The organism is Georgenia sp. Z1344 (assembly GCF_049856295.1).
Lineage (GTDB): Bacteria > Actinomycetota > Actinomycetes > Actinomycetales > Actinomycetaceae > JB111.
The window spans coordinates 45920-71022 of record NZ_JBNDMZ010000006.1 but is presented as its reverse complement, the minus strand read 5'-3'; the positions used below and the strand labels follow the sequence as shown (position 1 = coordinate 71022).

Sequence of the window (25103 nt, the reverse complement as noted above, 5' to 3'; positions counted from 1 at the left end):
CCCGTCCCCTCCCGAACCGCCTCCCCGGCGTCGACTGTGCGCAAGCATGGTGATCCCCGACCCGAGGAGGCCTCCCGTGCGACGCGTCACCGCCGCCCTGACCGCCGCCGTCCTCGCCTGCCTCGGCCTGGCCGCGTGCGGCGAGGACGACGACCGTCCCTCCGCCGAGGGCGGGACCGGCGAGACGTGGCAGGACCCGGTTCCCGCCGGGGAGTCCGTCGAGATCGAGGGCTGGCAGATCACCGTCGAGGAGACGGAGATCGATCACGGCGAGGAGGGTGATGGCGAAGGCACCACCGAGGAGCCCGGCGAGGGGTACGCGCATGTCCGGGCGCGGGTGACGGCCGACCCGACCGACGGCGCATCGAGTACCTACCCGACCAGCGACGTCGAGTTCCACGTGCTCGGCGCCGACGGTTTCGCCTCGCAGACAGAGGCCGCGTGCACCGTCGACGACTCGCTGCGCGACGCGGCCTTCGAGGCCGAGGCCGACTCCGACCACGAGGGTCCGCTCGAGGGCTGGATCTGCCGGGACGTCCCCGCCGAGCTCGCCGAGGGTGGGCAGTGGCTCGTCAGCACGGCGCCCGACCCGGACGCGGACGACGACGAGGAGGCCGACCCCCCGCAGTACCGGTTCGCCTCGTTCGACGACCGGCTTCCGACCACCGAAGAGCTGCCCGAACCGGACGCCGTCACCGACGCCGACGGTTCTGTCCTCGACCCGGTGCCGGTGGGCGAGCCGATCGAGCTCAACGGCGTGACGTACTCGGTCGCGGAGTCGAGCACTCGCCCCGCCCTCGACGCCGTCGACGTCGAGGCCTCGACCACGTTCACCGTGACGAACACGGGCGAGGAGATCGTCGACCTGGACGCCCTGCCCCACATCCGTTTGGCCGAGCCGTCGGGCCGGCCCGTGACGGACAGGTGCGAGGGGCTCGGCGACGACGCCTATGCCGCGTTCGGGAACCCCACCGGCGTCCTCATGCCCGGGTCGTCCGCACCGGTCGAGATCTGCAACGAGATCCCGGCCGACCTGGCGCCGGCCGCGAGCTGGCGCGTCGACAACCGGACGACGGACGCGCTGCCGACGGAGGTCCGCCACCTCGAGCTCGTCGACCCCGACGCCCCGCCGGCCGAGCCCGCCCTCACCGACGGCCACCTCGTCGCGACCCCCGCCGCCGCCGGCGACGAGGTCCACCTCTCGCCGGACGCGACCGTCTCGTTGTCGGCCACCACCGTCGGCGACCCGGACCCCGCCGCAGCGGGCGACGGACCGTCCTTCGTCGACGTCGGGACCGTCCTCACCGTGACGAACACGACCGACTCCTCACGCAGCCTCATCGAGCTCCTGGACGGCGTGGAGTTCGTCGGGTCGGACGGCGCCGTCCGCTGGGCCGAGCGCACCGAAGTCGACGACGACTCGGGCGAGCGGATCGACCCCGGGCAGAACCTCCCTCCGGGCGGTGACCTCGACGTTCGGGTGACCGCGAGCGTTCCGGCGGGGGCAACGGACGGACTGTGGCAGGTCCAGCCCGGGCGAGACGCGGACACCCCGTCCTACGACCCCAGGTACGTGTCCGTCGACGAGGCCGGGACCGGCCTCGACCTGGCCGAGCCGCCCGCCGGAGATGCGGACCTCGGCCTCACCGCCGACGACCCCGCACCGGTCGACGCCCGCCTCGAGGCGGAGCCGTGGGCGGTGAGCCTGGGCGCGACCGACACGGACGCGCGCGCACTCGTCGAGGCCGAGGGCGCGCTCGACGACGTCCCGGCGGACGCCGCCGTTGTCGTCGTCCCCGTGACGAGTGGCCACCGGCCGCCGAGCCCCGACGCAGATCCGTGGACGTACAGCCACCTCCCGGAGGTCGCGCTGATCGACGGGAACGGCGAGTCGCACGCCGCCTACGACACCTGCCGGCTGGAGGACCGGCTGTGGGAGGTCCTCCCCGGCGGGGAGACCACGTACCGGGTCTGCGTGACCCTTCCCCCGGAGGACCTGGAGGGCGCCGTCTGGGAGATCACGGTCGGGAGCGTCGACGGCGGCGAGGACGAGATCCGCTACGTCGAGGTCGGCTGAGCCGGAGACCCGCGCAGCAACGACGAAGGCCCCGAAACTGTTGGAATCCCAACGGTCTCGGGGCCTTGCGCGTGGCGGTAGCGGTGGGATTTGAACCCACGGTGGCTGTTAACCACACAGCATTTCGAGTGCTGCACCTTCGGCCGCTCGGACACGCTACCTCGGCGCACCACTGTACCCGCGGCCCACCGGCGCTCCGCACCGATCCGGCGCGAGACGCGTCACGCTCACGCGTCGCACACGCCTCCGTCACCTCTCCCCCATACCCTGACCTGGTGACTCAGCCGCCGTCGTCGACCGGGAGCGGCCACACCCTCGAGGACTACTTCCCGGGTGTGGGCGCCGGGGAGACGCGCGGCCACGACGCCGGACGGGACCTCGCGCCGGGCGCCGCCACGACGCCGGGCTCCGGCACGCAGCCGGGCACGTCCGCGCCGGCCGTCACCCCCGGGCGCACGAGCACGACGACGACGCCGCGGCTCCGCCTCATCCCGCCGCCCCCTCCCCCGCCCGCGGGCTCGCTGCCGCCGGAGCCGACCGACATCGACGCCGCCGTCCAGCCGCTCGCCGACGCGCTCGACGGCCGCAGGTTCCTCGCCATCACCGGCGCGGGCATCTCCACCGACTCGGGCATCCCGGACTACCGCTCCCCCGGCTCCCCGGTGCGCCGGCCGATCACGTACCAGCAGTTCCTCACCTCGCCCGCCCACCGCGCGCACTACTGGGCGCGCAACCACCTGGGCTGGCGCTACATGGCCGACCGGCGCGCGAACCTCGGCCACCGGGCCCTCGCGCAGCTCGAGCGGGAGCGGTTCGCCACCGGCGTGGTCACGCAGAACATCGACCTCCTCCACGCGCGCGCCGGCCAGCCCACCGTCGTCCACCTGCACGGCCGCTACGACCGGGTGCGCTGCCTGAGCTGCGGCCGCACGATCCCGCGCGCCGAGCAGGACGACCGCCTCGTCGCCGCCAACCCCGGCTGGCGCGAGCGGCTGCTGCGGCTGCGGGACGTCGAGGTCGCCCCGGACGCCGACGCGGTCCTCGAGGACACCACCGACTTCCACGTCGTCGACTGCGAGGTGTGCGGCGGCGTCCTCGTGCCCGACGTCGTGTTCTTCGGCGGCACCGCCGACCCCTCCCGCACGCGCCGCGCCGCCGAGCTCGCCGAGGCCTCGACCGCCCTGCTCGTGGCCGGCTCGACCCTGTCCGTGTTCGGCGTGCGCCGCATCGTCAACCGGATGGTCAAGGCCGGGTTCCCGCTCGTCGTCATCAACCGGGGACCGACCCGCGCCGACGATTCGGCCACCGCCACGCTCTCCGCCTCCACCACCCGGGCGCTCCCCGCGCTCGACCGGGCCCTGCGCGAGCGCCGCGCGGCACGCCCCGCCTGGCAGCGCTGACGACGACCGGCCACCCGCGTGGCGACGGGTGACCGGTAGGGGTTCGTCGTCGTCGGGGACGTGGCCCTACCGCGCGGCGCGGCGCCGGACGAGGACCACGACGCACGCGACGACCCCGATCGTCGCCGCGAGCATCCCGGCGCCCATCGTGGCGAACTTCGCCACCGCGAACGAGGAGTGCAGCAGCGCGAGCACGCCCGGGAAGCCGGCGGGGTCCGCGATCATGCCGAACGAGACGAGGTTCTCCAGGGCGTCGAAGGCCGCGCCGAGGACGAGCCCGCCGGCGGTGACCCGGCCCAGCAGCCGCCACCGACCGGGGAGCAGGCGGACGAGGAGCGCCCCGAGGACCAGGCCGGACAGCCCGTACGCGACGAGGAAGCCGAAGTCGGTCAGCTGGGTGCGGGTGAAGTCGTCGAGCGTGCCGAGCGACTCGAGCACCCCGAGGTGCTCACGGACGGTCGCGGCCGAGAATGTCGTCTGCCCCTCGGCGAAGGTGACGGGGTAGCCGGTCGCGTCGTACATGCGCTGGAGCACGGTGTTGACCACGCCGACGACGACGAGCGTCGCGATCGTGGCGCCGACGTGCGCGGCGAGGGAGAGGCGGGCCGGCGCGTCCCACCACGAGCTCGTGCGGCGCAGCGTGCGGGCGGGGCCTGCGCCTGCCGTTGGTGCATCGCCGTCGCCGGGCCTCGCGATCGCGCCGGCCCCGTGCGTCTCGTCCGTCGTCGTGCTGGTCATGGTGCTTCCCTCCGAGTCGATGTATTCCACGGAATGGATGTTACGGTCCGTGGAATGAATCCACAAGAGGCAGATCGACCGGGGACGACGGGGCGGCTCGTCGGCGACCTCGGCATGCTCGCGCAGGTGTTCCAGTCGCGGTCGCGCGAGATCCTCGCGCCGCTGGGCACGTCGCTCACCCACATGACGCTGCTGACGCACCTCGAGCGGCACCCGGACGGGCAGGGCGTGGCGGCCATCGCGGCGGCGATCGACATCCAGCAGCCGGGAGTGTCGAAGGCGGTGGCGCGGCTCGCCGAGCTCGGCAGCGTCGTGGTCGAGACGGATCCGGCCGACCGCCGCGCGCGCCGGGTCAGGCTGAGCGAGCGAGGGGCCACCGAGCTCGCCGGGATGCGCGCGCGGCTGGCCGGCGAGGTCGAGGCCTGGTTCGAGGACTGGGACGACGCGCGGCTCGCACAGCTCGGTGAGGACGTCCGCCGGCTCGCCGGCCGGATCGACGCCCGCCGGGACGACCGCCGGGGCTGACGGGTCGGGGCGCGCGGGTCCCGACCGCGCTCTCGATGCCGCTACGCCGCACTCTCGACCAGTAGCGCGGCTCCCAACCGCAATCTCGACGACGACGAACCGCAATCTCGACGAAGGCGGTGGGTCAGCGGCGGGAGCGGAAGAAGGTCTCGAGCACGGCGGCGCACTCGGCCTCGCGCACGCCGGAGACGACCTCGACCCGGTGGTTGAGGCGGGCGTCGCGCACGACGTCGCGCACCGAGCCCGTCGCGCCGGCCTTCGGGTCCCACGCCCCGATCACCACCCGCGCGACGCGGGCGAGCACGAGCGCCCCGGCGCACATCGTGCAGGGCTCGAGCGTGACGACCAGGGTGCAGCCGTCGAGCCGCCACTCACCCCGGGCCGCGGCGGCCGCCCGCAGGGCGAGGACCTCGGCGTGCGCGGTGGGGTCGGCGTCGGCCTCCCGGCGGTTCGCGCCCTCGCCGAGGACGGAGCCGTCCGGCCCCAGCACCACGGCGCCCACGGGAACGTCGCCGGCCGCCCCCGCCGCCCGCGCGAGCTCGAGCGCCCGCGCCATCGGCGGGTCCCACCCGGGTCCCGGCGCCGGGGTCCCTCCGGTCGCGGCGCTCGTCATGACGCCATCGTGCCAGCGCGCGGCGCACCCGCCGCGCTCCCCCGTTCGCCACCGGCCCGCCCCCGCGACGGTAGGTTCGTCACATGCGCGTCCACCACGTCGAGCACCCGCTCGTCGCCCACAAGCTCACCACCCTGCGCGACGAGCGCACCGAGTCGCCGACCTTCCGGCTCCTGGTCGAGGAGCTCGTCATGCTCCTCGCCTACGAGGCCACGCGGGACGTCCAAACGGAGCCGCGCGAGATCACCACGCCGGTGACGACGACGACGGGCGTACGCATCGCCCGCCCCCGGCCGCTCGTCGTCCCGATCCTGCGCGCCGGCCTCGGCATGCTCGAGGGCATGAGCCGCCTCGTCCCCACGGCCGAGATCGGGTTCCTCGGCATGAAGCGTGACGAGGAGACGCTCGAGGCGATCACCTACGCCAACCGCCTCCCGGACGACCTCTCGGGCCGCCAGTGCTTCGTCCTGGACCCGATGCTCGCCACCGGCCACACCCTCGTGGCGGCGATCGACTACCTGCTCGACCTCGGCGCGCGCGACGTCACCTGCATCACGCTGCTCGCGGCGCCCGAGGGCCTGCGCCACCTCGAGGAGTCCATCGGGGCACGCGGCGACGTCACGGTCGTCACGGCCGCGATCGACGAGGGCCTCAACGACAAGGCCTACATCGTGCCCGGGCTCGGCGACGCCGGGGACCGGCTCTACGGCATCGTCGACTGAGCGCGTCGTGGCACCGTCGTCCCCCCGCCGTGCCTCGACGACACCCCCGGTCACGACGAGCGCGGACTTCTCCGCACCCGTCTCGGACGTCCTCGGCACCCCGTACGTCACGCGGACCGTCCCGCTCAGCCTCACCGACGGCGGCCACTCGCGCCGCGTCCGCGACGTCGCCACGGTGGTCCATCGTTCCGGCGTGGGCCGGCACGGCCGGGCCGTCGTCTACCTCCACGGCTTCATCGACACGTTCTTCCACGCCGAGCACGAGGCCGCGTGGCACGACGCCGGCTGGGACCTCTACGCCCTCGAGATGCGCCGGTCCGGCCGTTCGCTGCGTCCGGGGCAGGTGCGCGACGACATCCGCATGATGCACGTGCGCCACGAGGAGGTGGGGCTCGCGGTGGACCTCGCCCGCAGCGAGGGCGCCGAGGAGGTCGTCCTGCTCGGCCACTCGACCGGGGGCCTGCAGGCGGTCCTGTTCGCGCACGACCACCCGGGCGCCGTCGACGCCGTCCTGCTCAACTCGCCCTGGCTCGACCTCGGGCGCGGCTGGCCCACGGACGTCGTGGCGACCGCGCTCGTCGACCGCCTCGCCCCGCTTGCGCCCCGCCTGCCGATCTCCTCACTGACGGGGACGTACGGCGACTGGCTGACCAGCCCCGACGGCGGCGGCTGGGACGTCCCACCCTCGCTCAAGCCGACGACGTCCATGCCCGTCCACGCCGGCTTCTTCCGCGCGGTGCGTCGCGCGCAGCGCGCGGTCCAGCGGGGCCGGGCCGACGTGGCCGAGCCGGTCCTGCTGGCGATGTCGCGGCGCTCGGGCGCCCGCGTGGACCCGGGGCCCGCGGACCTGTCGAGCTCGGACGTGGTCCTCGACGTGCGCACGATGCGGCGCAGCGCCTCCCTGCTCGGGGAACGGGTCGACGTGCTCGAGGTGCCGGGCGGGATCCACGACCTCGCGCTGTCGCCGGAGCCCGCCCGGTCCTTCTACGCCTCCGAGGTCATCGCCTGGGCGTGCGCGCGCCCCTGGGACCGCTGACGCCGGCGGGCTCCCTGCCCCCGGGGTCCTTGCGGACGACGACCGGCGCGTCGTCGCCGGCCTCGGCGCCCGCACCCGGCGACCGCCGCTGGTCCGGGTCCTCGAACCCGCGCCCCGCCGGGGCGGCACTCCCCTCGAGCGTCGCGGCGTCGTCGTCGGGCGCGGTCGTCCCGCGGGGGGCGACGATCCCGGACGAGGAGGCGGCCGGGTCGGGGGCGACGATCTTCTCGACGTCGACCGTCTCGCGCAGCGACGTGCCGCGCATGAACAGCGCGGCGACGAACCCGATGCCGGCCATCAGGGCGCACACCAGGAACACCGGGCCGATGCCCTCCGCGTAGCCGGTGCGGAACGCGGCCTCGACCGGCGCGGGGAACGCGTCGAGGTCGAGCGAGCCCTGCGCACCGGAGCCCTCCGGAAGCGAGAGACCGGCGGAGCGCATGTGGCTCGCCACCTGGTTCGCGTAGAGGATGCCGAGCACCTGGATCGCGAGGGCGCCGCCGAGGTTGCGGAAGAAGGTCACCGAGCTGGTGGCCGCCCCCATGTGCTCGAGGCCCACCGTGTTCTGCACCGCGAGCACGATGTTCTGCAGGCACATGCCCATGCCCCAGCCGGCGACGAACAGCAGCGTGGAGGTGATCCACAGCGACGTGTCCTGGTGGACGATCAGGCCGAAGGCGAGCGTCCCGAGGGTCATCAGCCCCATGCCGGAGGCGACCGCCCACTTCCAGCTGCCGCGGGCGGTGACCATCCGGCCCGACCAGGTCGAGGCGATGAGCAGCCCGAACATCAGCGGCAGCCCGAGGAAGCCCGCGATCGTCGGCGAGAAGTCACGCCCGTACTGGAAGTACTGGCCGAGGAAGACGTTCGAGCCGAACATCATCGAGCCCACGCCGATCGAGGCGACGATCGCGAGCACGGTGGTCCGCGAGCCGAGGATGTGCAGCGGGATGAGCGGGTCGGGGACCCGCGTCTCGACGACGACGAACAGCGCCGCCGCCGCGAGCGCCCCGCCCACCATGAGGTACGACTGCCACGACGACCAGGGGAACGAGGTGCCCCCGATCGAGATCCAGATGAGCAGCGCGGACGCCGAGACGGCGATGAGGAGCGCCCCGAGGTAGTCGATGTGGACCCGGCCGCTCCGCCTGACGGCGGGCAGCTTGAGGCGCGAGCTGACGACCCAGGCGGCGAACGCCATGAACGGGATCATGACGAAGAAGCACCAGCGCCAGCCGAGCCACGGGGTGTCGACGATGACGCCGCCGACGAACGGGCCGGAGACCGTGGCGACGGCCATGACCGCGCCCTGGTAGCCGTTGTACCGGCCGCGCTGCCGCGGCGGGATGATCGTGGCCATGATGACGATCGACATCATCACCTGACCGCCCATCCCGATCCCCTGCAGGGTGCGCACGGCGATGAGCATCTCGGCGTTGACGGCGAGGCCCGAGAGCAGCGAGCCCAGCATGAAGATGCCGATGAAGATGATGAGCAGCCGGCGCTTGTCGAACAGGTCGCCGAGCTTGCCGGCGATCGGCGTGAGGACCGTGTTGGCGAGGATCGCCGCGGTGATGATCCAGACGTACTGGCTCGGGGCGGCGCCGACCTCGGCGGCGATGACGGGCATCGCGTTGCCGACGATCGTGTTGGCCATCATCCCGAAGAACTGGGTGAGCAGGAGGCCGGTGAGGACGGCCATGATCCGCCTGTGCTCGGCCTCGGCGGCCTCGGCCTGCTCGAGGGTCATGCCGGCATAGATGCGCTTGCTCGTGAGGTCCTTCGTGCGGCGTGCCGCGGTCATTCGGTGCTCCTGCTCGTGCTGGTGGTGGTGTCGGTGGTGCCCGGCTCGGCGGCGTCGGCCGCGGCCACGGCGGACTCGGGCTGGTGGGTGCCCAGGCGGTGCAGGCCCGCGGCGAGCGTCTCGAGCTCGGCGGTGTCCCACTGCGCGGTCATGCGGGCGATGGCCTCGGTGTAGAGGCGCCGGTTGTGCCCGATCGTCTCGCGGCCCAGGTCGGTGACGGAGACGACCTGCGCGCGGCCGTCGTCGGGGTGCGGGCTGCGGGAGACGAGGCCGAGCTCGTCGAGGGACGCGATCTTCCGGGAGATGACGGAGACGTCGAGCTCGAGGCCCGCGGCGATGTCCGAGATGCGGCAGGCGTCGGACTCCTGGATCCGCAGCAGCGTGAGGTAGTCGGCGCGGCGGATGCCCGTCAGCTTGTTGACGGCCTCCCCCAGGCCTCGAGTGACGCGGCCGGCCTCGAGCACCGCGAGGACGAGGTCGGCGACGACGGCGAGGCGGTCGTCGGACGTGGCGTCAGGCGTGGCGCCGGCGACGACGTGGTGCGCAGCGGCGTCCGTCGGGGACGCGCCGCTCGCCGGGTCGGGCGAGGGGGACGAAAGGGATGAAGCATCAGGCACTGGTCCGACGATACTCCGTTGCTTGCAGCATGCAACTAGTCGTGAGCGGGGGCACAGCGTCGTCGTCGCGGGGCACGGCGTCGTCGTCGCGGGTGTGGGGCCCGAGACCGGAGGGGTCGAGGTCGAGCGGGGCCGTACAGGGGTGCGGCCCGGCAAGGGGCCCAGGAATGGCGAATGCCCCGGTCGCATACGCGACCGGGGCATCTGCGCGCCCGAAGGGACTCGAACCCCCAACCTTCTGATCCGTAGTCAGATGCTCTATCCATTGAGCTACGGGCGCACGCCTCAAGGGCAGGGACCAGGTTACAACGGCCCCGACCCCCTGGCCTCCCCCACCTGCGTGAGTGTGCTCACGGGCGGACGACGCCGGCCGAGCCCCGCGCGGTGCACTCCGCGCAGGACCCGGCCGGTCGCGGTCTCCCGACCCGGGTCGGGTCGGGTGGTTCGACCTACATCGCGATTCCGAGTACCCACTGCCCCAGCGTCATCACCGTGAGGGTGATGAGGACGATGCCGATGATGTTGAGCCAGACTCCCGCCTTCACCATCTGTGAGATCTGGAGGTACCCCGATCCGTACGCGATGGCGTTCGGCGGGGTGGCGACCGGCAGCATGAACGCGCAGGTGGCGGCGAGCGCCACCGGGACCATGAGCAGCATGACGTCGACGTCCATACCGGTGGCGACGCCTCCCATGATCGGCAGGAACGCGGCGGCGGTGGCGGTGTTCGAGGTCATCTCGGTGAGGAAGATGACCAGGGCCGTCACGGCGGCGATGATGAGGATCACCGGGGCACCCGCCAGCCCGCCGGCGGCCTCGCCGATCCAGTCCGACAGGCCGGTGGCGGTGAACATCGCGGACAGGGACAGCCCGCCGCCGAACAGGAGCAGGACGTCCCACGGGACCTCCTTGGCGGTGTCCCAGTCGAGCAGCTGGACGCCCTTGTTGACGTCGGCCGGGACGATGAACAGCACGAGCGCGAGGATCATGGCGATGACCTCGTCGGAGAAGTTCGACTCCTCCCAGATGAGCGGGACCGTGACCCAGGCCAGGGCGACACCGACGAAGATGATGAGTGTGAGGATCTCCTGCCGGGACATCGGGCCGAGCTTGCGGTACTCCTCCTGGATGACCCCACGCCCGCCGGGGATCTCCTTCATCTCCGGCTTGTAGAAGACGTTGACGAGCAGCCACCAGCAGATGAGCGTGAAGACGATCGCGAGCGGGGTGGCGAACAGCATCCACGTGCCGAAGTTGAGGTTGATGTCGTAGTTGTCGGCGAGGTTGGCGCGCAGCAGGGCGTTGGGCGGCGTGCCGATGAGCGTGGACAGGCTCATGATCGACGACGAGTAGGCGATGCCGAGCATGAGCGCGGTGCCGAAGTTCGACCGCTTGGTGTCGTCGCCGCGCAGGGTCCCGACGAGCGCGAGGACGGACAGGCCGATCGGCAGCATCATCACGGCGGTGGCGGTGTTCGACACCCACATCGTGAGGAACCCGGTGGCGACCATGAAGCCGAGCACCAGTTGCTTCGGCTTGGTGCCGACGGCGAGGACGACCGCGAGCGCGATGCGGCGGTGGAGGTTCCAGCGCTGCATGGTCAGGGCGAGGAAGAAGCCGCCGAGGAAGAGAAAGATCGTGCCCGAGGCGTACGGCGAGGCGGCGTCGGAGACTCCGACCACGCCGAGGCCGGGGAACGCCACGAGCGGCACGAGCGCCGTGGCCGCGAGCGGGATGGCCTCCGTCATCCACCACACGCCCATGAGCACGGCGATCGCCGCGGTCAGAGCGATGTGGTGGCCGGACGCCTCGATCTCCTTGCCGGCCAGGCTCTCGACGAGCTCCGGCGACAGGTCCTTGGGGAAGATGAAGTAGATGATGACGGCGAGGACCACGCCGAGCGAGAGCCCGATCCAGCGCCGGTTGCGGGTCCTCGGGTCGGCGGGGAGGGCGTCGAGACCTGCCGCGCGCGACGTGCTCTCCTTGATCTCAGGGGTCGACATCGACTGCTCCTTGCGTCGTCGCAGGCGGCAGTCGGTGGGAACCGTCCCCCACCACGCACCGCTGCGTGGTTCCGGTTACGGCGCAACGTATCAGCGGTCACATCCGATGTCGCGCACATGAGCACGTCGGGACAGCGGTGCGCCGCGGGACCGGGAATCGTCCGGTCCCGCGGCGCACCGGCGGGGTCGTCACCGCCCGTGGCATCACCCGGGCAGGTCCATCCCGCTCCTTACTGCGGAGTGCCCTCCCAGTCGGCGAAGATCTCGTAACCGATGATCTCGAACTCGTTGGCCCCCAGCGGGGCGACCTCGGCGCGACCGACGGGCCTCTCGTGGCCGTCCGCGTAGACGTCGCAGTAGATGACGCCCGTGTTGAAGTCCTGGCCGCAGCCCTGGATGCTCGACGGCGTCATGGGCGGGTCGTAGAAGCCCTGGAACGCGTACCAGAGCTCGTCGTATCCGTCGACGTTCGTCACCGCGTCGAGGTCCGCGGAACGGCCCTCGGCCGCGGCGGTCGCCGCCGCGAGGACGGCATCCTCGACGGCGTCGGCGCGGCGTACCATCGGCGTGTCGACGCCGTCGCCGTCCCAGTCGCCGACGATCAGGCCGTCGTCGGAGCGCCCGTAGTCGAGGACGGTCTCAGCGGCACCGGTCGTGATCGAGTTGTGCAGGTAGACGGTGATGCCGCGGCGCACGCCGAGCGAGTCCGCACCGTCGCCGTCCCAGTCGCCCACCAGCACCGTGTCGTCCGCGCGGCCGTAGACCGCGTGCTCGTCCGCCGGGCCGGACTCGAGGGAGTTGTGCAGGAAGTACTCGGCGCCGCGGCGCACGGCGAGCGAGTCCGCGCCGTCGCCGTCCCAGTCACCGACCAGCACGGTGTCGTCCGCGCGGCCGTAGTTGACGATCGTGTCCGCCGGCCCGCCGGACATCTCGTCGCGTAGGTGGTACGCGTTCCCGCGCCGCACGCCGAACGAGTCGGCGCCGTCGCCGTCCCAGTCGCCGACCACGAGCTGGTCGCCCTCCCGGCCGTACTCGAACACGGCCTCGAAGTGGTCGACATGGCCGAACGTGTTGGTGTAGCTGATGACGTTGCCCTCCCGCACGGCGAAGGTGTCGACGCCGTCGCCGTCCCAGTCACCGACGAAGACCGAGGAGAGGGTGTCGCCGAAGGAGAAGTGCGTCCCGGTCGTCGAGTCCCAGGAGTTGCTCGCGTAGTAGCCCTCGCCGATGTCGTTGTTCGGGCTGCCGGTGGCGCTCGCGGCGGTGGCGCCGGCGGCGACGAGTCCGGTCGTCGCGAGCCCGGCGCCGAGGATGCTCATGCGACGGGTGAGCGATGGTCGGGCGTTGGCTGGTGCGCGGTAGGTGCTCATGGTGGATGTCCCCCTGGTATCGGTTCCCCGAGCACCGACCGGCCCCCGGGTCGTGTGTCACGACCGGCGTCCGCCGGTCGCACGGCACGACCGTCCCGAACTCGCCGAGGCGTGGGCAACACCGCACGGAGGGGACATCAGACCTGGCCACAGGGGTGGGGTGCGTCGGTCCCACGGAAGGAGTACACTGCTTTGATTGGTCCGTGACCCATTCGTGACCTGGCCACAGGGGCGTCACCGCCACCTGCCGAAGCCCGGCAGGAGGTCACTCCCCGGGCACCAGCCACCCGGCACCCGGGACTCACCAGTCGGCGACGATCTCGTAGTCGACGACCTGCCAGGTGGTGACGCCGTCCGGAGCCGCGTAGGCGTAGCCGATCGCCACGGGATAGTCGTCGGACCGGACGTGGCACATGACGATCCCGCCCGGCACGGGCCCGCAGCCCGTCACGCGCGTCGGCCACTGGGGCGGGTCGTAGAAGCTCTGGAACGCGTACCAGAGCTGCTGCTCCGCGTGGTTGCTGCTCAGGTGGTCGAGCAGGGGACGGTCGCCGTCGGACGCGGCGCGGACCGCCCGGAGCACAACGTCCTCGACCGGTGACGGACGGCGTACCCCGAGGGTGTCGTCGCCGTCGCCGTCCCAGTCGCCCACGAGCACGCTGTCGGTCGGCCGCCCGTAGTCGAGGACGATCTCCGCGGGGCCGTCCGCGATCGCGTCGCTGAGGTAGTAGGTGTTGCCGCGGCGCACGCCGAGCGAGTCACGGCCGTCCCCGTCCCAGTCCCCCACGACCACCTGGTCGGCCGCGCGCCCGTAGTCCACGACCAGGTCGGCCGGACCCGAGGTCTGCGAGTTCCGCAGGAAGTACGTGTTGCCCCGGCGCACGGCGAACGTGTCCACGCCGTCCCCGTCCCAGTCCCCCACGAGCACGGTGTCACCCGCCCGCCCGAAGTGGACCACGCGGTCCGCCGGTCCGTCGGTCAGGGTGTTGCGCATGAGGTACTGGTTGCCCCGGCGCACGGCGAACGTCTCGGTCCCGTTGCCGTCCCAGTCACCCGTGTAGAGGGTGTCGAACATCCGGCCGAACCGGAACGCGAGGTCGAACTCGGTGGGCCCGAGCAGGTTGACGACGTCGATGACGTTGCCGCGCTGCCGGGCGAAGGTGTCTGTCCCGTTGCCGTCCCAGTCCCCCATGAACACCATCTCGACCGGGAGGCTGAACACCACCTCGTGGTTGGCCCGGCCGGTCCACTCGTCGTTGAGGAAATAGACCTCCCCGAAGTCGTCGTTGCCCTCGCCCGCCGCGAGGGCCGGGGGCGACGCGCCGGCCAGCAGGCCGAGGGCGAGCGTCGAGGCTGCGACGGGGCGGGCGGTCGTGCGGTTCGTCCCCATGGCTCACTCCTGCGTGATCCGCGGGGCACGTCACCGGACCCCGGTGGGCGGTCGGGCCGGCTCGTGCCGGTCCGATGAGAGGACGCTACTCCCGCAGGATCGTGCGGTACATGGCCCGGCGGTCACGGTTGGGCGGCATCGCGCGACACGATGCACGGTCGCGCGACGACGCCCGGCCCAAGGACAAGGGGCCGGGCGCCGTCGTTCGTCGTGACGGGCGGCGCGCCGGTCAGGCGACGGGCTCACCCGTCTCGAGCGGGAGCGCCGGGTTGTTCGCCCACTCGGTCATCGACCCGTCGTAGACGGCGACGTCCCCGCGCCCCGCACGCGCGAGCTGGAAGGCGACGTAGGTGGCCGCGATCCCGCCCCCGCAGTACGTGATGACCGACGGCTCGCCGTCGATGACCTCCGCCGCGTCACCGGTCTCACGCACCTGGTCCACCTCGGCGGCCAGCCCGTCGGCGTCGAGGAGGTCCCCGAAGAAGATGTGCTTCGAACCCGGGATGCGCCCGGCCCGGGCGTAGGTCACGCGCTCGCCGGTGAAGGTGGCGCGGTCGAGGCTGTTGACGAGGACGGTGCGCGGGTCGTCGATCGCGGCGGCGACCGAGTCGACGTCGGCGTAGAGCTCCGGGCGCGGGTGCGCGACGAAGGTCCGCGGCTCGGGTGCCGGCGAGGCGCCGGCGGCGACCTCGAGGCCCGCGGCCCGCCAGGCCGGCAGACCGCCGTCGAGGACGAGGACGTCGTCGTGCCCCACGTAGCGCAGGTTCCACCACAGGCGCGTGGCCCACATGGTCTGGCCCTGGTCGTAGACGACCACGGTGGTGTCGTTGCCGACCCCCAGGGCGCCGATCTTCTCGGCGAAATCCTCGGGCGGCAGCGCGGTCCAGAAGTCGGGGTTCGAACGGTCGGCGAGGTCCTCGAGCAGGTCGGCGAACACCGCACCGGGGACGTGGCCCTCCTCGTGGACGTCACGGCCGGTGGCGGCGTCGTAGAAGCCGTCGCCGTCGGGCTGCCGGATGATCGAGGTGGCGTCGAGGACGACGACCCCGGGGCGGTCCTTGAGCTCCGCGAGCTCGGTGGCGGTGACGAGGCGGGCGACGTCCTGGGTCGCGGTGGTCTGGTCGGCAGTGGTCATGGGGACTCCTGTGGTCGTGAGAACGGGTGGTGGCCGGTCCGGGCCGGGTCGCGTGCGCGGGCAGGTCCGCGTCAGCGACATCGGGTCGAGCGCGCCCGGCCCTGGTCGAGCCAGAGCCGGCGCACGAGCAGCAGGTCCATGCCCACGACGCTAGGCGCGCGCCGCGGCGCGGTGGGGTCGCCCCCGGCCGGGTCCCGCCATCCGGACCGGCCACCCGGCGGGGGTCTCGTCGTCGGACACCCGCTCCCCCGGGCACGTGCCCCGGGACCTCCCCCGACGACGAACGGCGGCCGCCGGGTCCCCCTCCCCGTCGGGAACGGCCCGAGGCGCCCCGGGCCCCGCCACAATGGCGATATCCGACCTCGAAGAGCAGTGGAGATCATGCCCAGGACGCGCCCCGCCCTCGTCGCCCTCGTGCTGACCGGCGCCGCGACCCTGACCGCGTGCTCGGGATCGGGACCCGGGCTCTCCGTGCAGCCGATCCCGTCGGAGGCGGGACCGTCCTGGCAGGCCGCCGCCCCGCAGGGGTCGACCGTCACGACCGGCGCGTGGACCGTCACGCTCGGCGACACGGAGCAGGACGCGACCGCGCGGCCCGTGGCGGGGGTCGACCTCCTCGCGGCCCCGGCGGACGACCAGCGGATCGTGTCGGTCCTCGTCGACGCGACCAACGACTCCACCGCCCCGCTCACGCCCGCCGACCACCTCGGGCTCGAGCTCGTCACCACCTCCGGCGCCTCCTACCCGGGCAACGCGTGCGAGGGCGAGGCCACCGTCGCCGACGCACCGGAGGTCGCGCCCGGCGAGAGCCTGAGCGCCCGCTGGTGCACCGTCATCCCCGCCGACGCGCTCGAGGGCGCCGTCTGGGCCGTGGTCGACGGCTCGGAGGGTGCCGGGCCGTCGGTCGGCTCCGGGGTCTCGGGCGGGACGGGCGACGACGGGACGGGCGACGCGGACGACGGCGGCGGCACCGTGGGCTCCGGCTCGGGCAAGGAGGCCGCCGAGCGGCGCTACGTGCTCGTCGGCGACGAGGCGCCCGCCCAGCTCCCGCCCCTCCCGGTGACGGACACCGCCGCGGGTCGGCACATCGAGCTCCCGGCGGCGTCGGGCACCCCGATCCGCGTCGGCGACCTCGCGGTCGCGATCGGCCCGAGCGACCTCGACCCCGAGCTGCTGCCGGACGAGGACGGGGAGGAGCCGGAGCCATACCCCGACGAGATGTTCGTGGGCTCCACCGTGGCGGTGACGAACCTCGGCACCGAGCCGGTCCAGCCGGCGCTCGGCGGGCTCGAGCTCGTCGACTGGGCAGGCGGGTCCCTCTTCGCGATCGGCGAGTGCGACCCGGCGAGCCGGCCGACGGACCCCCTCGGACCGATCCAGCCCGGCGGGACCGCCGAGATCTCGCTGTGCCAGGCGGCGCCGATCGAGGCCGTGGCCGGCGCCCGATGGCAGCTGACCGAGGGCGCGGTGGGCTGGGGCGCCTCCTACCGGTACGTCGAGCTCGGCGTGGACCCGACCCCCGAGCTCCTCGCGGCGTCGACCGCCCCCGAGCCCGGGAACCTCGAGGGAATCGACTCCCGCGAGCCCCTGCCCGCGGGTGAGTCCCACGAGGTCGGGTACACGAGCGTGACGATCGACGAGGCCCGCACCGAGGACGAGCTCGAGGTCGACGGCTACTCCTTCACCGACGAGCCCGAGGACGGGAACGCGTTCGTCCTCGCCGACATCGCCGTGACCGAGGACGGCTCGGCCGGGACGGACTCCTCGCGCCGGTACGAGTTCGACGTCGAGTTCGTCGACGCCGCGGGCCAGCTCCACGACACCCGGTACTCGTGCTCGGGCGGCGAGGGCTTCGAGATCGACGACCTCGACCGCGCGGGCGCCACCCCCCGCGGTGAGGCCGAGGGCGAGCTGTGCGCCGAGGTCGACGAGGACCTGGTCGAGGGCGGGGCCTGGCGCGTGACGAGCTACGGCCCCGAGCGCTCCGTCCCGGTCCGGCACGTCGCGACGGCCACGGCCGCGACCTCGCTCGAGCCGTTCGAGGTCCCGGTGGTCGAGGCGGGCGCGGGGACCGACCCCGCCGCCCCCGCACCGGCCGGCACCCCCGTGCGCGCGGGCCTGTGGGTCGTCAGCATCGACCCGGTCACCGTCCGGGACCGCGCGGAGGACGACGAGGACCCGCTCTCGAGCAGCGCGCGCCGGATCGACACGAACGTCACCGTGACGAACACGGCCTCCGTGCCCGCCTCACCGTTCGACGACGTGTCGCTCGTGTGGATCGCCGAGGACGGCACCGAACGGTCCTACGGCGACGAGTCCGCGCAGTGCAGCTGGGAGTACATCGACCGGGTCGACTCCGTCCCCGGCGGCACGATCACCCACGACGTGTGCATGGAGATGACCCGGGGCGATGCCGAGTCCGGGCACTGGGAGGTCCGCACCACCGGGTGGTCGCAGGACCCGGACACCGAGGAGCTGGTCGAGGAGGAGATCGTCCGGTACGTCGCGGCCGGGTGAGGACGCGCCGTCAGTTGCGGCGGGCGATCCACCAGATCACGCCGATGATCAGCATGATGACGCCGAGGATCCCCCCGAGGATCCCGCCGATGATGCCGACGATCGGTGCGGCGATCTCCCCGCCGCTGACGTTGTGGCCGACGAACGCGCTCTCGTTGCAGGTGACCGTGTAGGTACCGGCCTGGTCGGTCGTGAACCGGTGACCGAGGGAGTAGTCGTTGACCGTGATGTCGGTGCTCGGGTCGTCGAGCGAGACCTGCGCGCCGTCCGGTCCGGAGACCTGGCACGTCTGCGTCTGCGCCTCGGGGTTCTCGCTGTTCGTGGCGTAGAGGGCCCACTCCTCGCCGGCCTCGGCCTCGATCTGCGCGCCGCCGGGACCGACGGTGGTGAAGTCGGCGTCGGAGACGAGGCCGCCGATGCGGCCGACGGCGAAGATGATCGCGGCGATCGCCAGCACGATGAGACCGAGCCCGATGAAGGTGACGATCTTCGGGCCCGTGGTGCTCCTCTGCGTCCTGCCCGGCATCACCCCGTCGCCCGCGCCGTACGGGTTCGCCGCCGCGCCGTACCCGCCGGGGTTGCCGTAGCCGCCCTGGGGCTGGTTGCCGTAGGCCTGGTTGCCGTAGCCGCCCTGACCCTGGTTGCCGTAGGCCTGGTTGAACTGGTCCTCGTACCCACCGGGCCGGCCGCCCTGACCCGGGTTGCTCCCGCCGCCGTAGCTGCTCATCGTCGTGTCCGTCCTGGTCCTGGGGGCGTCGTCGGCCGGTCTCGGGTGGCGCACCCGGCATCGGCTGCGACGCTAGCACCAGGGAGCGCACCCGGCCGTGACACAAACGTGTCGCAGGAGTCGGCCGGAGCGGGCATGACGGCGTGACAACGGTGCGATCATGTGCGCAGATCCGGATCCCCCACCAAGGAGCCCCCGTGCGCCGTCGACTCGCCGCCCTCGCCCTTCCCGTCCTCGCCGCGGCGAGCCTCGCCGCATGCGGCGGTCCGGACGTCCCGACCGCGCTCGCGCCGCAGGCACCCCAGACTCCCCAGGCACCGACCGCGCCGTCGACCGAGCCGGCACCGACCCCCGCGCCCACCACGGAGCCGGCCCCGACCACCGAGCCCGCGCCGACCACCGAGCCGGCTCCCACGACCGAGCCGGCGCCGTCGACCGAGCCCGCACCGGACGGCGACCTCGGCACCTCCCGCGACAACCCCGCCCCGATCGACACGGTGGTGCGCGTCGGCGACTGGGAGGTCCAGTTCGGCTCGACCGTCCAGGACGCGAACCAGACCATCGCCAACGAGAACATGTTCAACGAGCCGCCGGACGACGGCCACAACTACGTGGTGGTGCCGGTGACGGCGACCTATCTCGGCAACGAGAACGGCACCGCGTGGCTCGACCTCAACATCGAGTTCGTCGGGACCGACGCCGTGACCTACAGCGGGTACTGCGGCGTGGTCCCCGACTCGCTCATGGACTCCGGCGAGCTCTACGAGGGCGGGACGGCGACGGGCAACGAGTGCGCCATGGTCCGTGTCGACGCCATCGAGGGTGGCGTGTGGCGGGTCGCGGACACCTACGACTTCGAGGGGAACTCGGAGCGCTTCATCGCCGCCTCCTGAGCGCAGCCACGACGGCCGAAGGGCCCGGGAACCGCACGATCGCGCGGTTCCCGGGCCCTTCGGCACGCGGCGGAGACGGTGGGATTTGAACCCACGAACGGGTTACCCCGTTACATCCTTAGCAGGGATGCGCACTAGGCCTGACTATGCGACGTCTCCAGATGCAGCGTCCACCGTACCCGGACGGCGACCGGCGTTCCAACGCGGGAGCGTGAGGCGCGGGCAACACTCGTCACGAACTCGCACGACGACGCCCCACGTCGAGCCGCCGACCGCCGCTCGCGGCCGAACCGGCGGAGGGTAAGGGATTCGAACCCTTGGTGGTTTCCCACAACGGTTTTCAAGACCGTCACATTCGGCCGCTCTGTCAACCCTCCTCGCCCGGCCGGGCCGGGCGCCGGCCCGCGCACCGGCAGGAGTACCGGGACGGACCGGCGACCATCCTACGATCCGGCACGATCCCGCCCGACAGGCTCGGGTCCGCCCCGAGGTGCACGGTCCGGCCGCAGCACTTCGCCAGCACCTCGCCCGGACCTCGTCCTGACCTGGTCCTGTTCTCACCTCCGCTCCCCGCGCTCCCTCCTGGGGCACGATGAGCGGATGGACGCGATCTCGATCTCCGACGGCGGCCGCCTCGAGCTGGCCACCGCCCCCGACCCCGTCCCCGGCATGGGCGAGGTCCTCGTCGACGTCGTCGCCGCCGGCGTCAACCGGGCCGACCTCCTCCAGGTCACCGGAGGCCACCTGCCGCCGGAGGGCGAGTCGGAGGTGCTCGGCCTCGAGCTGTCCGGCACGATCTCCGCGCTCGGCGACCACGTCGAGGGCTGGGCGGTCGGCGATCGGGTGTGCGCGCTCGTCGCCGGCGGCGGCTACGGCACGCGCGCGGTCGTCCCGGTGGGCCAGCTCCTGCGGGTCCCCGACTCCCTCGACCTCGTCGACGCCGCCTCCCTGCCCGAGTCGATCTGCACCGCGTGGGCCAACATGGTCGAGCTCGGCCACCTCGCCCCGTCCCAGACCGTGCTCGTGCACGGCGGGTCCGGCGGCATCGGGACGATCGCGATCCAGCTCGCGCACGCCTACGGCTCGCGCGTGATCACCACGGCGGGCGGTGCGGAGCGCACGGCCCGGTGCCTCGAGCTCGGCGCCGACGTGGCGATCGACCACACGTCCGACGACGTCGCCGACCAGGTCCTCGCCGCGACCGACGGCCGGGGTGTCGACGTCGTCCTCGACATCCTGGGGGCCGGCGGGCTCGCCCTCAACGTCTCGGTGCTCGCCGAGCGCGGCCGGATCATGGTCATCGGCCTCCTCGACGGCGCGAAGGGCACGCTCGACCTGGGCGCCCTCCTCGCCCGCTCGGGCACGATCACCGCGGCCAAGCTGCGGACCCGCTCCCGGGCGTCGAAGGCCGCGCTCATCGACGACATCCGCGAGCGCGTGTGGCCGTGGGTCGAGGACGGCACGGTGGTCCCGGTCGTCGCCGAGCGGATCCCGCTCGCCGAGGCCGCCCGCGCCCACGAGACGATGGCCGCCGGCGGGTCGTTCGGGAAGATCCTGCTCACCGTCTGACGACGCCGCGCCCCGGGCGCTCCGATCCGGGTCCGCACCGGGCCCGGCGGTTCGTCGTCGTGCGGGGTGTGCTCAGTCGCCGTAGACGTCGGCGGCCGCGTCCTCCAGCGCCTGGGCGGTGGCAGCCGGGTCGGAGGGGTCCTCGTAGAAGTCGATGAGGACGGGCCACAGGCCCTCCAGCTGGCTCGCGCCGAAGTCCGGCGGGACGAGGTCGGACAGGTCGAGGCGGAAGACCTCGGCGCCGACGATCTGCTGCGCGATCTCGCGCGAGAGGTCGTCCTCGTAGAGGTCGAGGTCCGCCCGCTGGTTCGGCGACGTCGTGCCGCCCAGGGCGATCCAGATGTTCGCCGCCTCGGGCGAGGCGAGGTACCGCATGAGCTCGGCCGTGCCGGGCTCCGAGTCGAACGCGACGGCCCCGCCGGCCTCCCCCACCACGGTCGGCGCCGAGCCGTCCATCTCGGGCCACGGGAAGAACATCGCGTCCTCGCCGACCACCGCGTCGGTCTGTCCCTCGATCGAGCCGGCCACGTACTCGCCGCCCACGAGGGTGGCGGCGCTCGGGTCGTCGCTGAAGACGTTCTCGACCGTGTCCGGGTAGGAGCGGTCGAGGCCGCCGGACAGCACGAGCTCGGGGTCGCCCCACACCTCGGCGAGGACCTCGAGGGTCTCGACCACGCTCGGGTCCGTCCAGGGGATCTCCCGGTCGACGAGCTGGTCGTAGGCCTCGGGCCCGGCGAGGCGCAGGTAGGCGTTCTCGAACCAGTCCGTCAGCGGCCAGCCGTAGTCGACGCCCACGGTCACGGGCGCCACATCGGTGCCGGAGAGCTCACGCAGCCCGGCGAGGAGGTCGTCCCACGTGGCGGGCTCCTCGACGCCGGCGTCCGCGTACGCCGCAGCGTCGTACCAGAGGAGCGACTTCGAGGTCGCCTCCATCCAGACGGCGTAGACGTCGCCGTCCACCGAGCCGAGGTCGGTCCAGGTCGGCGCGTAGCTGTCCTCGATGGTCGCCCGCACCTCCTCGGCCAGCGGGACGATGGCGCCGTCCTCCGCGAGCGAGCGGACCAGCGTGGGGCTCCCGACGACGGCGACGTTCGGGGGCCGGCCGTTGTCCAGGCTCTCGGTGATGGCGAGGACGGGGTTGCCGCCGAGGCCCAGCTGGTCGACGCGGGCACCGGTGGCCTGCTCGAACGCGTCGAGCACCTGGTCGAACCGGTCGCGCTCGCTCCCGGTCCAGCGGGTGGCGATCTCGATGGTCTGCCCGGACAGGTCGGCGTAGCCCTCGAGCTCGGGGGCGAGGACCTCCTCGGGCACCGCCCCCCCGTCGGTGGGGGTCTCGGGCGACCCTGCGGTGCCCTCCGAGGAGGACTCGGGCGGTGCCGTCGGGTCCTCGGCGCCGTCGGGGGCCGTGCCGTCCGGTGCGGAGCCGGGGTCGGCGGAGCTGTCGGCGTCGTCGTTCTCGTCCTCGGCCCCGCCGCCGCAGGCCGCGAGCAGCGCCACCGTGACCAGTGCCGCGCCGAGGGCCGCGCCCCGACCTCGCCTCGTGCTCCGTGCCATCGTCCGCCCTTCCTCGACCCACCGCGACGGGTGAACCCCGCCATCGTAGGTCGTGGGCGGACGGGCGCGGTCCCCCACCTACTTCTGCGAGCCCGCCATCAGCGCGCTGACGAAGTACCGCTGGAACGCGAAGAACACGATGAGCGGGACGATCATCGAGAGGAACGCGCCCGCGGAGAGCACGTCCATGTTCGACGAGAACTGCCGCAGCTGGGACTGCAGCGCCACCGTGATCGGCTGGCTCTCCGGGGAGGAGAACAGCAGGGCGACGAGCATGTCGTTCCACGACCACAGGAACTGGAAGATCGCGAGCGAGGCGATCGAGGGCATCGCCAGCGGGAGGGCGATGCGGACGAAGATCCGCAGCTCGCTCGCGCCGTCGATGCGCGCGGCCTCGAGCATCTCCGCGGGGATCTGCATGAAGAAGTTCCGCAGCAGGAACACGGCGAACGGCAGGCCGAACGCGGTGTGGAACAGGACGACGGCCGTGATCGAGCCGAAGATCCCGATGTCCCCGAACAGGCGCGCGAGCGGGATGAACGCCACCTGGAGCGGCACCGCCATGAACGCGATGATGACGATGAGCAGCCAGTCGCGCCCCGGGAACCGCACCCAGGCGAGCGCGTAGCCGGCCATCGCCCCGAGGCCCACGACGAGCAGCGTGGACGGGACCACGATGAGCACCGTGTTCCACAGGGAGGACATGATCCAGTCCGCCTCGAGCAGGTTCCGGTAGTTGTCCACCGAGAACTGCGAGAGGTCGAGGAACCCCGTCCACCAGCCCGACTGGGCGTTGGCCTGCGAGCTGCGCAGCGAGGAGAAGAACAGTCCGACCGTCGGGACGAGCCACACGAGCGCGACGACGACGAGCACGACGTTGACGACGCCGCGGCCGAGGAACCGCGCGACCCTCGAGCCGCCGCCGGGGCGGGAGCCGGGTGGGGTGGCGGGGGGCGTGGCGCCCGGGCCGGAGCCTCCGGGTCCCCCCGTCCCTCCGGGACCGCCGGCCTCGGGGTCGTCCACGGGCGGCGTGGTGCCGACGACGGCGGTCATGCCTGACCTCCTCGTCGGAAGTTGCGGATGTTGAGCAGGATCGCCGGCAGCACGAGCAGCAGGAGGAAGATCGCGAGCGCCGAGCCGAGGCCCTGGTCGTTGCCCCCGCCGAACGACACGGTCCACATGCGGGTGGCGATGACGTCGGCGGCCGGTTTCGACACCCCGGGCGGGATGACGTAGACGAGGTCGAAGATCTTCAGCACGTTGATGACGAGCGTGACCATGACGACCATGAGCACGGGCGCGAGCTGGGGCACCGTGATCCGCCGGAAGACCTGCCACTCGTTGGCGCCGTCGGTCCGGGCGGCCTCGAGCAGGGAGCGGTCGACGGAGGACAGGCCGGACGCGATCATCACCATGGCGAAACCGGCCCAGATCCACACGTAGGCGAGGATCGTCACCGGCGTGATGAGTCCCGGGCCGAGCCAGTCGATGCCAGAGGCGCCGGGGGCGAAGCTGCTCGCCGGGAGCGTGAGCGTGTACTCGCCTCCCGGGTCGAGCCCCTCGACGACGAAGGTCCCGTCGTCCTGCGTCACCGCGGTGGCGACCTCGGCCCCGGAGGCGTCGGTGAGCACCACGTCGATCCCGCCGAGGCCGGGCTTGCCGTCCCCGACCTCACCGTTCGTGCCGCCGCCGCCCACGATGAAGTCGAACCACACGGCGCCGGTCACCTGGTCGTCGCCGGCCGCGGGCGGTTCCACGGCGTCGACGGCGTCGGCGGGCCGGCTCTCCTCGGCGATGCCGACGAGCGGGATCTCGACGACGGAGCCGGCCGCGACCTCCTCGGTCGACGTCATCTCGCCGGTCTCCTGGAGCTCGACGGCACCCTCGGGCCGCGGCCGCGCGTCGGGGTAGCTCGTGGACTCGGCGCCGACCATCTCCTGCACGGAGACGATGACCGCGTTGGCGAGGCCGATGTCCGGGTTCTGCTGGAAGACGGACCGGAAGATGACGCCGGCGGCGAGCATCGAGATCGCCATCGGCATGAAGATGATGAGCTTGAAGGCCGTCTGCCAGCGGATCCGCTCCATGAGCACGGCGAAGATCAGCCCGAGCACCGTGCACACCGCGGGCGCGACGAGCACCCAGATCGCGTTGTTGCGCAGGGCCCGGAACGTCTGGGCGTCCGTGAACATGTCGACGTAGTTCCCGAGGCCGACGAAGGTCTCGCCGGACTGGTCGAACAGGCCGCGGACGAGCGAGAAGACGATCGGGTAGGCGACGAGCGCCCCGAGGATCAGGACCGCGGGACCGAGCAGGATGACGAGGACCACCCACGTGCTGGTCCCCGAGCGGGGGGCGCGACGTGCGCGCCCCCCGCCCGGTGCGGCCGTGGTGGTCTCGGCCGTGGTCACGT

General features: G+C 72.8%; 20 protein-coding genes and 4 tRNA genes. 8 read left to right on the top strand and 16 right to left on the bottom strand.

The window, feature by feature from the left end; all coding sequences use genetic code 11:
• The first annotated feature begins 76 nt into the window (after positions 1-76).
• Positions 77-2077 (top strand): hypothetical protein, encoded by a 2001-nt coding sequence (locus ACPYO6_RS07855; RefSeq protein WP_425714302.1) that lies wholly within the window; start codon positions 77-79, stop codon positions 2075-2077.
• A gap of 72 nt (positions 2078-2149) precedes the next feature.
• Here the strand turns inward: ACPYO6_RS07855 and ACPYO6_RS07850 are convergent.
• Positions 2150-2238, bottom strand: a tRNA-Ser gene (locus tag ACPYO6_RS07850).
• Positions 2239-2352: 114 nt separating this feature from the next.
• Between ACPYO6_RS07850 and ACPYO6_RS07845 the strand changes: the two genes are divergently transcribed.
• Positions 2353-3477, top strand: coding sequence for a Sir2 family NAD-dependent protein deacetylase (locus ACPYO6_RS07845; protein ID WP_425714301.1), 1125 nt, complete (start codon positions 2353-2355; stop codon positions 3475-3477).
• 66 nt (positions 3478-3543) lie between these two features.
• On the opposite strand, the gene ACPYO6_RS07840 is transcribed toward ACPYO6_RS07845, so the two are convergent.
• Positions 3544-4215: a hypothetical protein gene (locus ACPYO6_RS07840; RefSeq protein WP_425714300.1), complete on the bottom strand. Its 672-nt coding sequence runs from the start codon at positions 4213-4215 to the stop codon at positions 3544-3546.
• Positions 4216-4269: 54 nt separating this feature from the next.
• Here ACPYO6_RS07840 and ACPYO6_RS07835 point away from each other — a divergent pair, with 54 nt between their 5' ends.
• Positions 4270-4740 (top strand): MarR family winged helix-turn-helix transcriptional regulator, encoded by a 471-nt coding sequence (locus ACPYO6_RS07835; protein ID WP_425714299.1) that lies wholly within the window; start codon positions 4270-4272, stop codon positions 4738-4740.
• Positions 4741-4864: 124 nt separating this feature from the next.
• Here ACPYO6_RS07835 and tadA read toward each other — a convergent pair whose 3' ends face one another.
• On the bottom strand, positions 4865-5296 hold the full coding sequence (gene tadA / locus ACPYO6_RS07830; protein WP_425714470.1) for a tRNA adenosine(34) deaminase TadA: 432 nt from the start codon (positions 5294-5296) through the stop codon (positions 4865-4867).
• Positions 5297-5436: 140 nt separating this feature from the next.
• Between tadA and upp the strand changes: the two genes are divergently transcribed.
• Positions 5437-6075 (top strand): uracil phosphoribosyltransferase, encoded by a 639-nt coding sequence (gene upp / locus ACPYO6_RS07825; RefSeq protein WP_425714298.1) that lies wholly within the window; start codon positions 5437-5439, stop codon positions 6073-6075.
• A 7-nt stretch (positions 6076-6082) separates the two neighbouring features.
• Positions 6083-7111: an alpha/beta hydrolase gene (locus ACPYO6_RS07820; RefSeq protein WP_425714297.1), complete on the top strand. Its 1029-nt coding sequence runs from the start codon at positions 6083-6085 to the stop codon at positions 7109-7111.
• On the opposite strand, the gene ACPYO6_RS07815 is transcribed toward ACPYO6_RS07820, so the two are convergent.
• The 7 genes from ACPYO6_RS07815 to ACPYO6_RS07785 all read right to left on the bottom strand — a co-directional run bounded on the left by ACPYO6_RS07815 (position 7074) and on the right by ACPYO6_RS07785 (position 15430).
• The gene (locus ACPYO6_RS07815; RefSeq protein ID WP_425714296.1) at positions 7074-8915 is read right to left on the bottom strand and encodes an MFS transporter; all 1842 of its coding nucleotides are present in this window, start codon (positions 8913-8915) and stop codon (positions 7074-7076) included. The genes ACPYO6_RS07820 and ACPYO6_RS07815 overlap by 38 nt on opposite strands.
• Complete coding sequence (locus ACPYO6_RS07810; protein WP_425714295.1) at positions 8912-9532, bottom strand: MarR family winged helix-turn-helix transcriptional regulator; 621 nt, start codon at positions 9530-9532, stop codon at positions 8912-8914. Before ACPYO6_RS07810 ends, ACPYO6_RS07815 begins: the two co-directional genes overlap by 4 nt.
• Positions 9533-9739: 207 nt before the next feature.
• A tRNA-Arg gene (locus ACPYO6_RS07805) sits at positions 9740-9812 on the bottom strand.
• Between the two features lie 169 nt (positions 9813-9981).
• Positions 9982-11535 (bottom strand): SLC13 family permease, encoded by a 1554-nt coding sequence (locus tag ACPYO6_RS07800; protein WP_425714294.1) that lies wholly within the window; start codon positions 11533-11535, stop codon positions 9982-9984.
• Between the two features lie 230 nt (positions 11536-11765).
• The gene (locus ACPYO6_RS07795) at positions 11766-12854 is read right to left on the bottom strand and encodes a hypothetical protein (protein WP_425714293.1); all 1089 of its coding nucleotides are present in this window, start codon (positions 12852-12854) and stop codon (positions 11766-11768) included.
• Positions 12855-13206: 352 nt separating this feature from the next.
• Complete coding sequence (locus ACPYO6_RS07790; RefSeq protein WP_425714292.1) at positions 13207-14295, bottom strand: hypothetical protein; 1089 nt, start codon at positions 14293-14295, stop codon at positions 13207-13209.
• A 229-nt stretch (positions 14296-14524) separates the two neighbouring features.
• A complete protein-coding gene (locus ACPYO6_RS07785) occupies positions 14525-15430 on the bottom strand; it encodes a sulfurtransferase (RefSeq protein ID WP_425714291.1) in 906 nt (301 codons plus the stop codon).
• A 381-nt stretch (positions 15431-15811) separates the two neighbouring features.
• Between ACPYO6_RS07785 and ACPYO6_RS07780 the strand changes: the two genes are divergently transcribed.
• The gene (locus tag ACPYO6_RS07780) at positions 15812-17947 is read left to right on the top strand and encodes a hypothetical protein (RefSeq protein WP_425714290.1); all 2136 of its coding nucleotides are present in this window, start codon (positions 15812-15814) and stop codon (positions 17945-17947) included.
• 10 nt (positions 17948-17957) lie between these two features.
• On the opposite strand, the gene ACPYO6_RS07775 is transcribed toward ACPYO6_RS07780, so the two are convergent.
• On the bottom strand, positions 17958-18674 hold the full coding sequence (locus ACPYO6_RS07775) for a hypothetical protein (protein ID WP_425714289.1): 717 nt from the start codon (positions 18672-18674) through the stop codon (positions 17958-17960).
• Between the two features lie 197 nt (positions 18675-18871).
• Between ACPYO6_RS07775 and ACPYO6_RS07770 the strand changes: the two genes are divergently transcribed.
• Positions 18872-19567: a hypothetical protein gene (locus tag ACPYO6_RS07770; protein WP_425714288.1), complete on the top strand. Its 696-nt coding sequence runs from the start codon at positions 18872-18874 to the stop codon at positions 19565-19567.
• Between the two features lie 70 nt (positions 19568-19637).
• On the opposite strand, the gene ACPYO6_RS07765 is transcribed toward ACPYO6_RS07770, so the two are convergent.
• Together ACPYO6_RS07765 and ACPYO6_RS07760 are read right to left on the bottom strand one after the other, a co-directional pair.
• Positions 19638-19726 (bottom strand) — tRNA-Ser (locus ACPYO6_RS07765).
• Between the two features lie 135 nt (positions 19727-19861).
• A tRNA-Ser gene (locus ACPYO6_RS07760) sits at positions 19862-19944 on the bottom strand.
• Positions 19945-20167: 223 nt separating this feature from the next.
• Here ACPYO6_RS07760 and ACPYO6_RS07755 point away from each other — a divergent pair.
• Complete coding sequence (locus ACPYO6_RS07755; RefSeq protein ID WP_425714287.1) at positions 20168-21136, top strand: NAD(P)H-quinone oxidoreductase; 969 nt, start codon at positions 20168-20170, stop codon at positions 21134-21136.
• A 72-nt stretch (positions 21137-21208) separates the two neighbouring features.
• Here the strand turns inward: ACPYO6_RS07755 and ACPYO6_RS07750 are convergent, their stop codons facing one another.
• From ACPYO6_RS07750 to ACPYO6_RS07740, 3 genes are all read right to left on the bottom strand, one after another.
• Positions 21209-22690, bottom strand: a complete 1482-nt coding sequence (locus tag ACPYO6_RS07750; protein ID WP_425714286.1) for an ABC transporter substrate-binding protein — start codon at positions 22688-22690, stop codon at positions 21209-21211.
• 78 nt (positions 22691-22768) lie between these two features.
• Positions 22769-23743, bottom strand: coding sequence for a carbohydrate ABC transporter permease (locus tag ACPYO6_RS07745; protein WP_425714285.1), 975 nt, complete (start codon positions 23741-23743; stop codon positions 22769-22771).
• Complete coding sequence (locus tag ACPYO6_RS07740; RefSeq protein WP_425714284.1) at positions 23740-25101, bottom strand: ABC transporter permease subunit; 1362 nt, start codon at positions 25099-25101, stop codon at positions 23740-23742. Before ACPYO6_RS07740 ends, ACPYO6_RS07745 begins: the two co-directional genes overlap by 4 nt.
• Positions 25102-25103 lie beyond the last annotated feature (2 nt).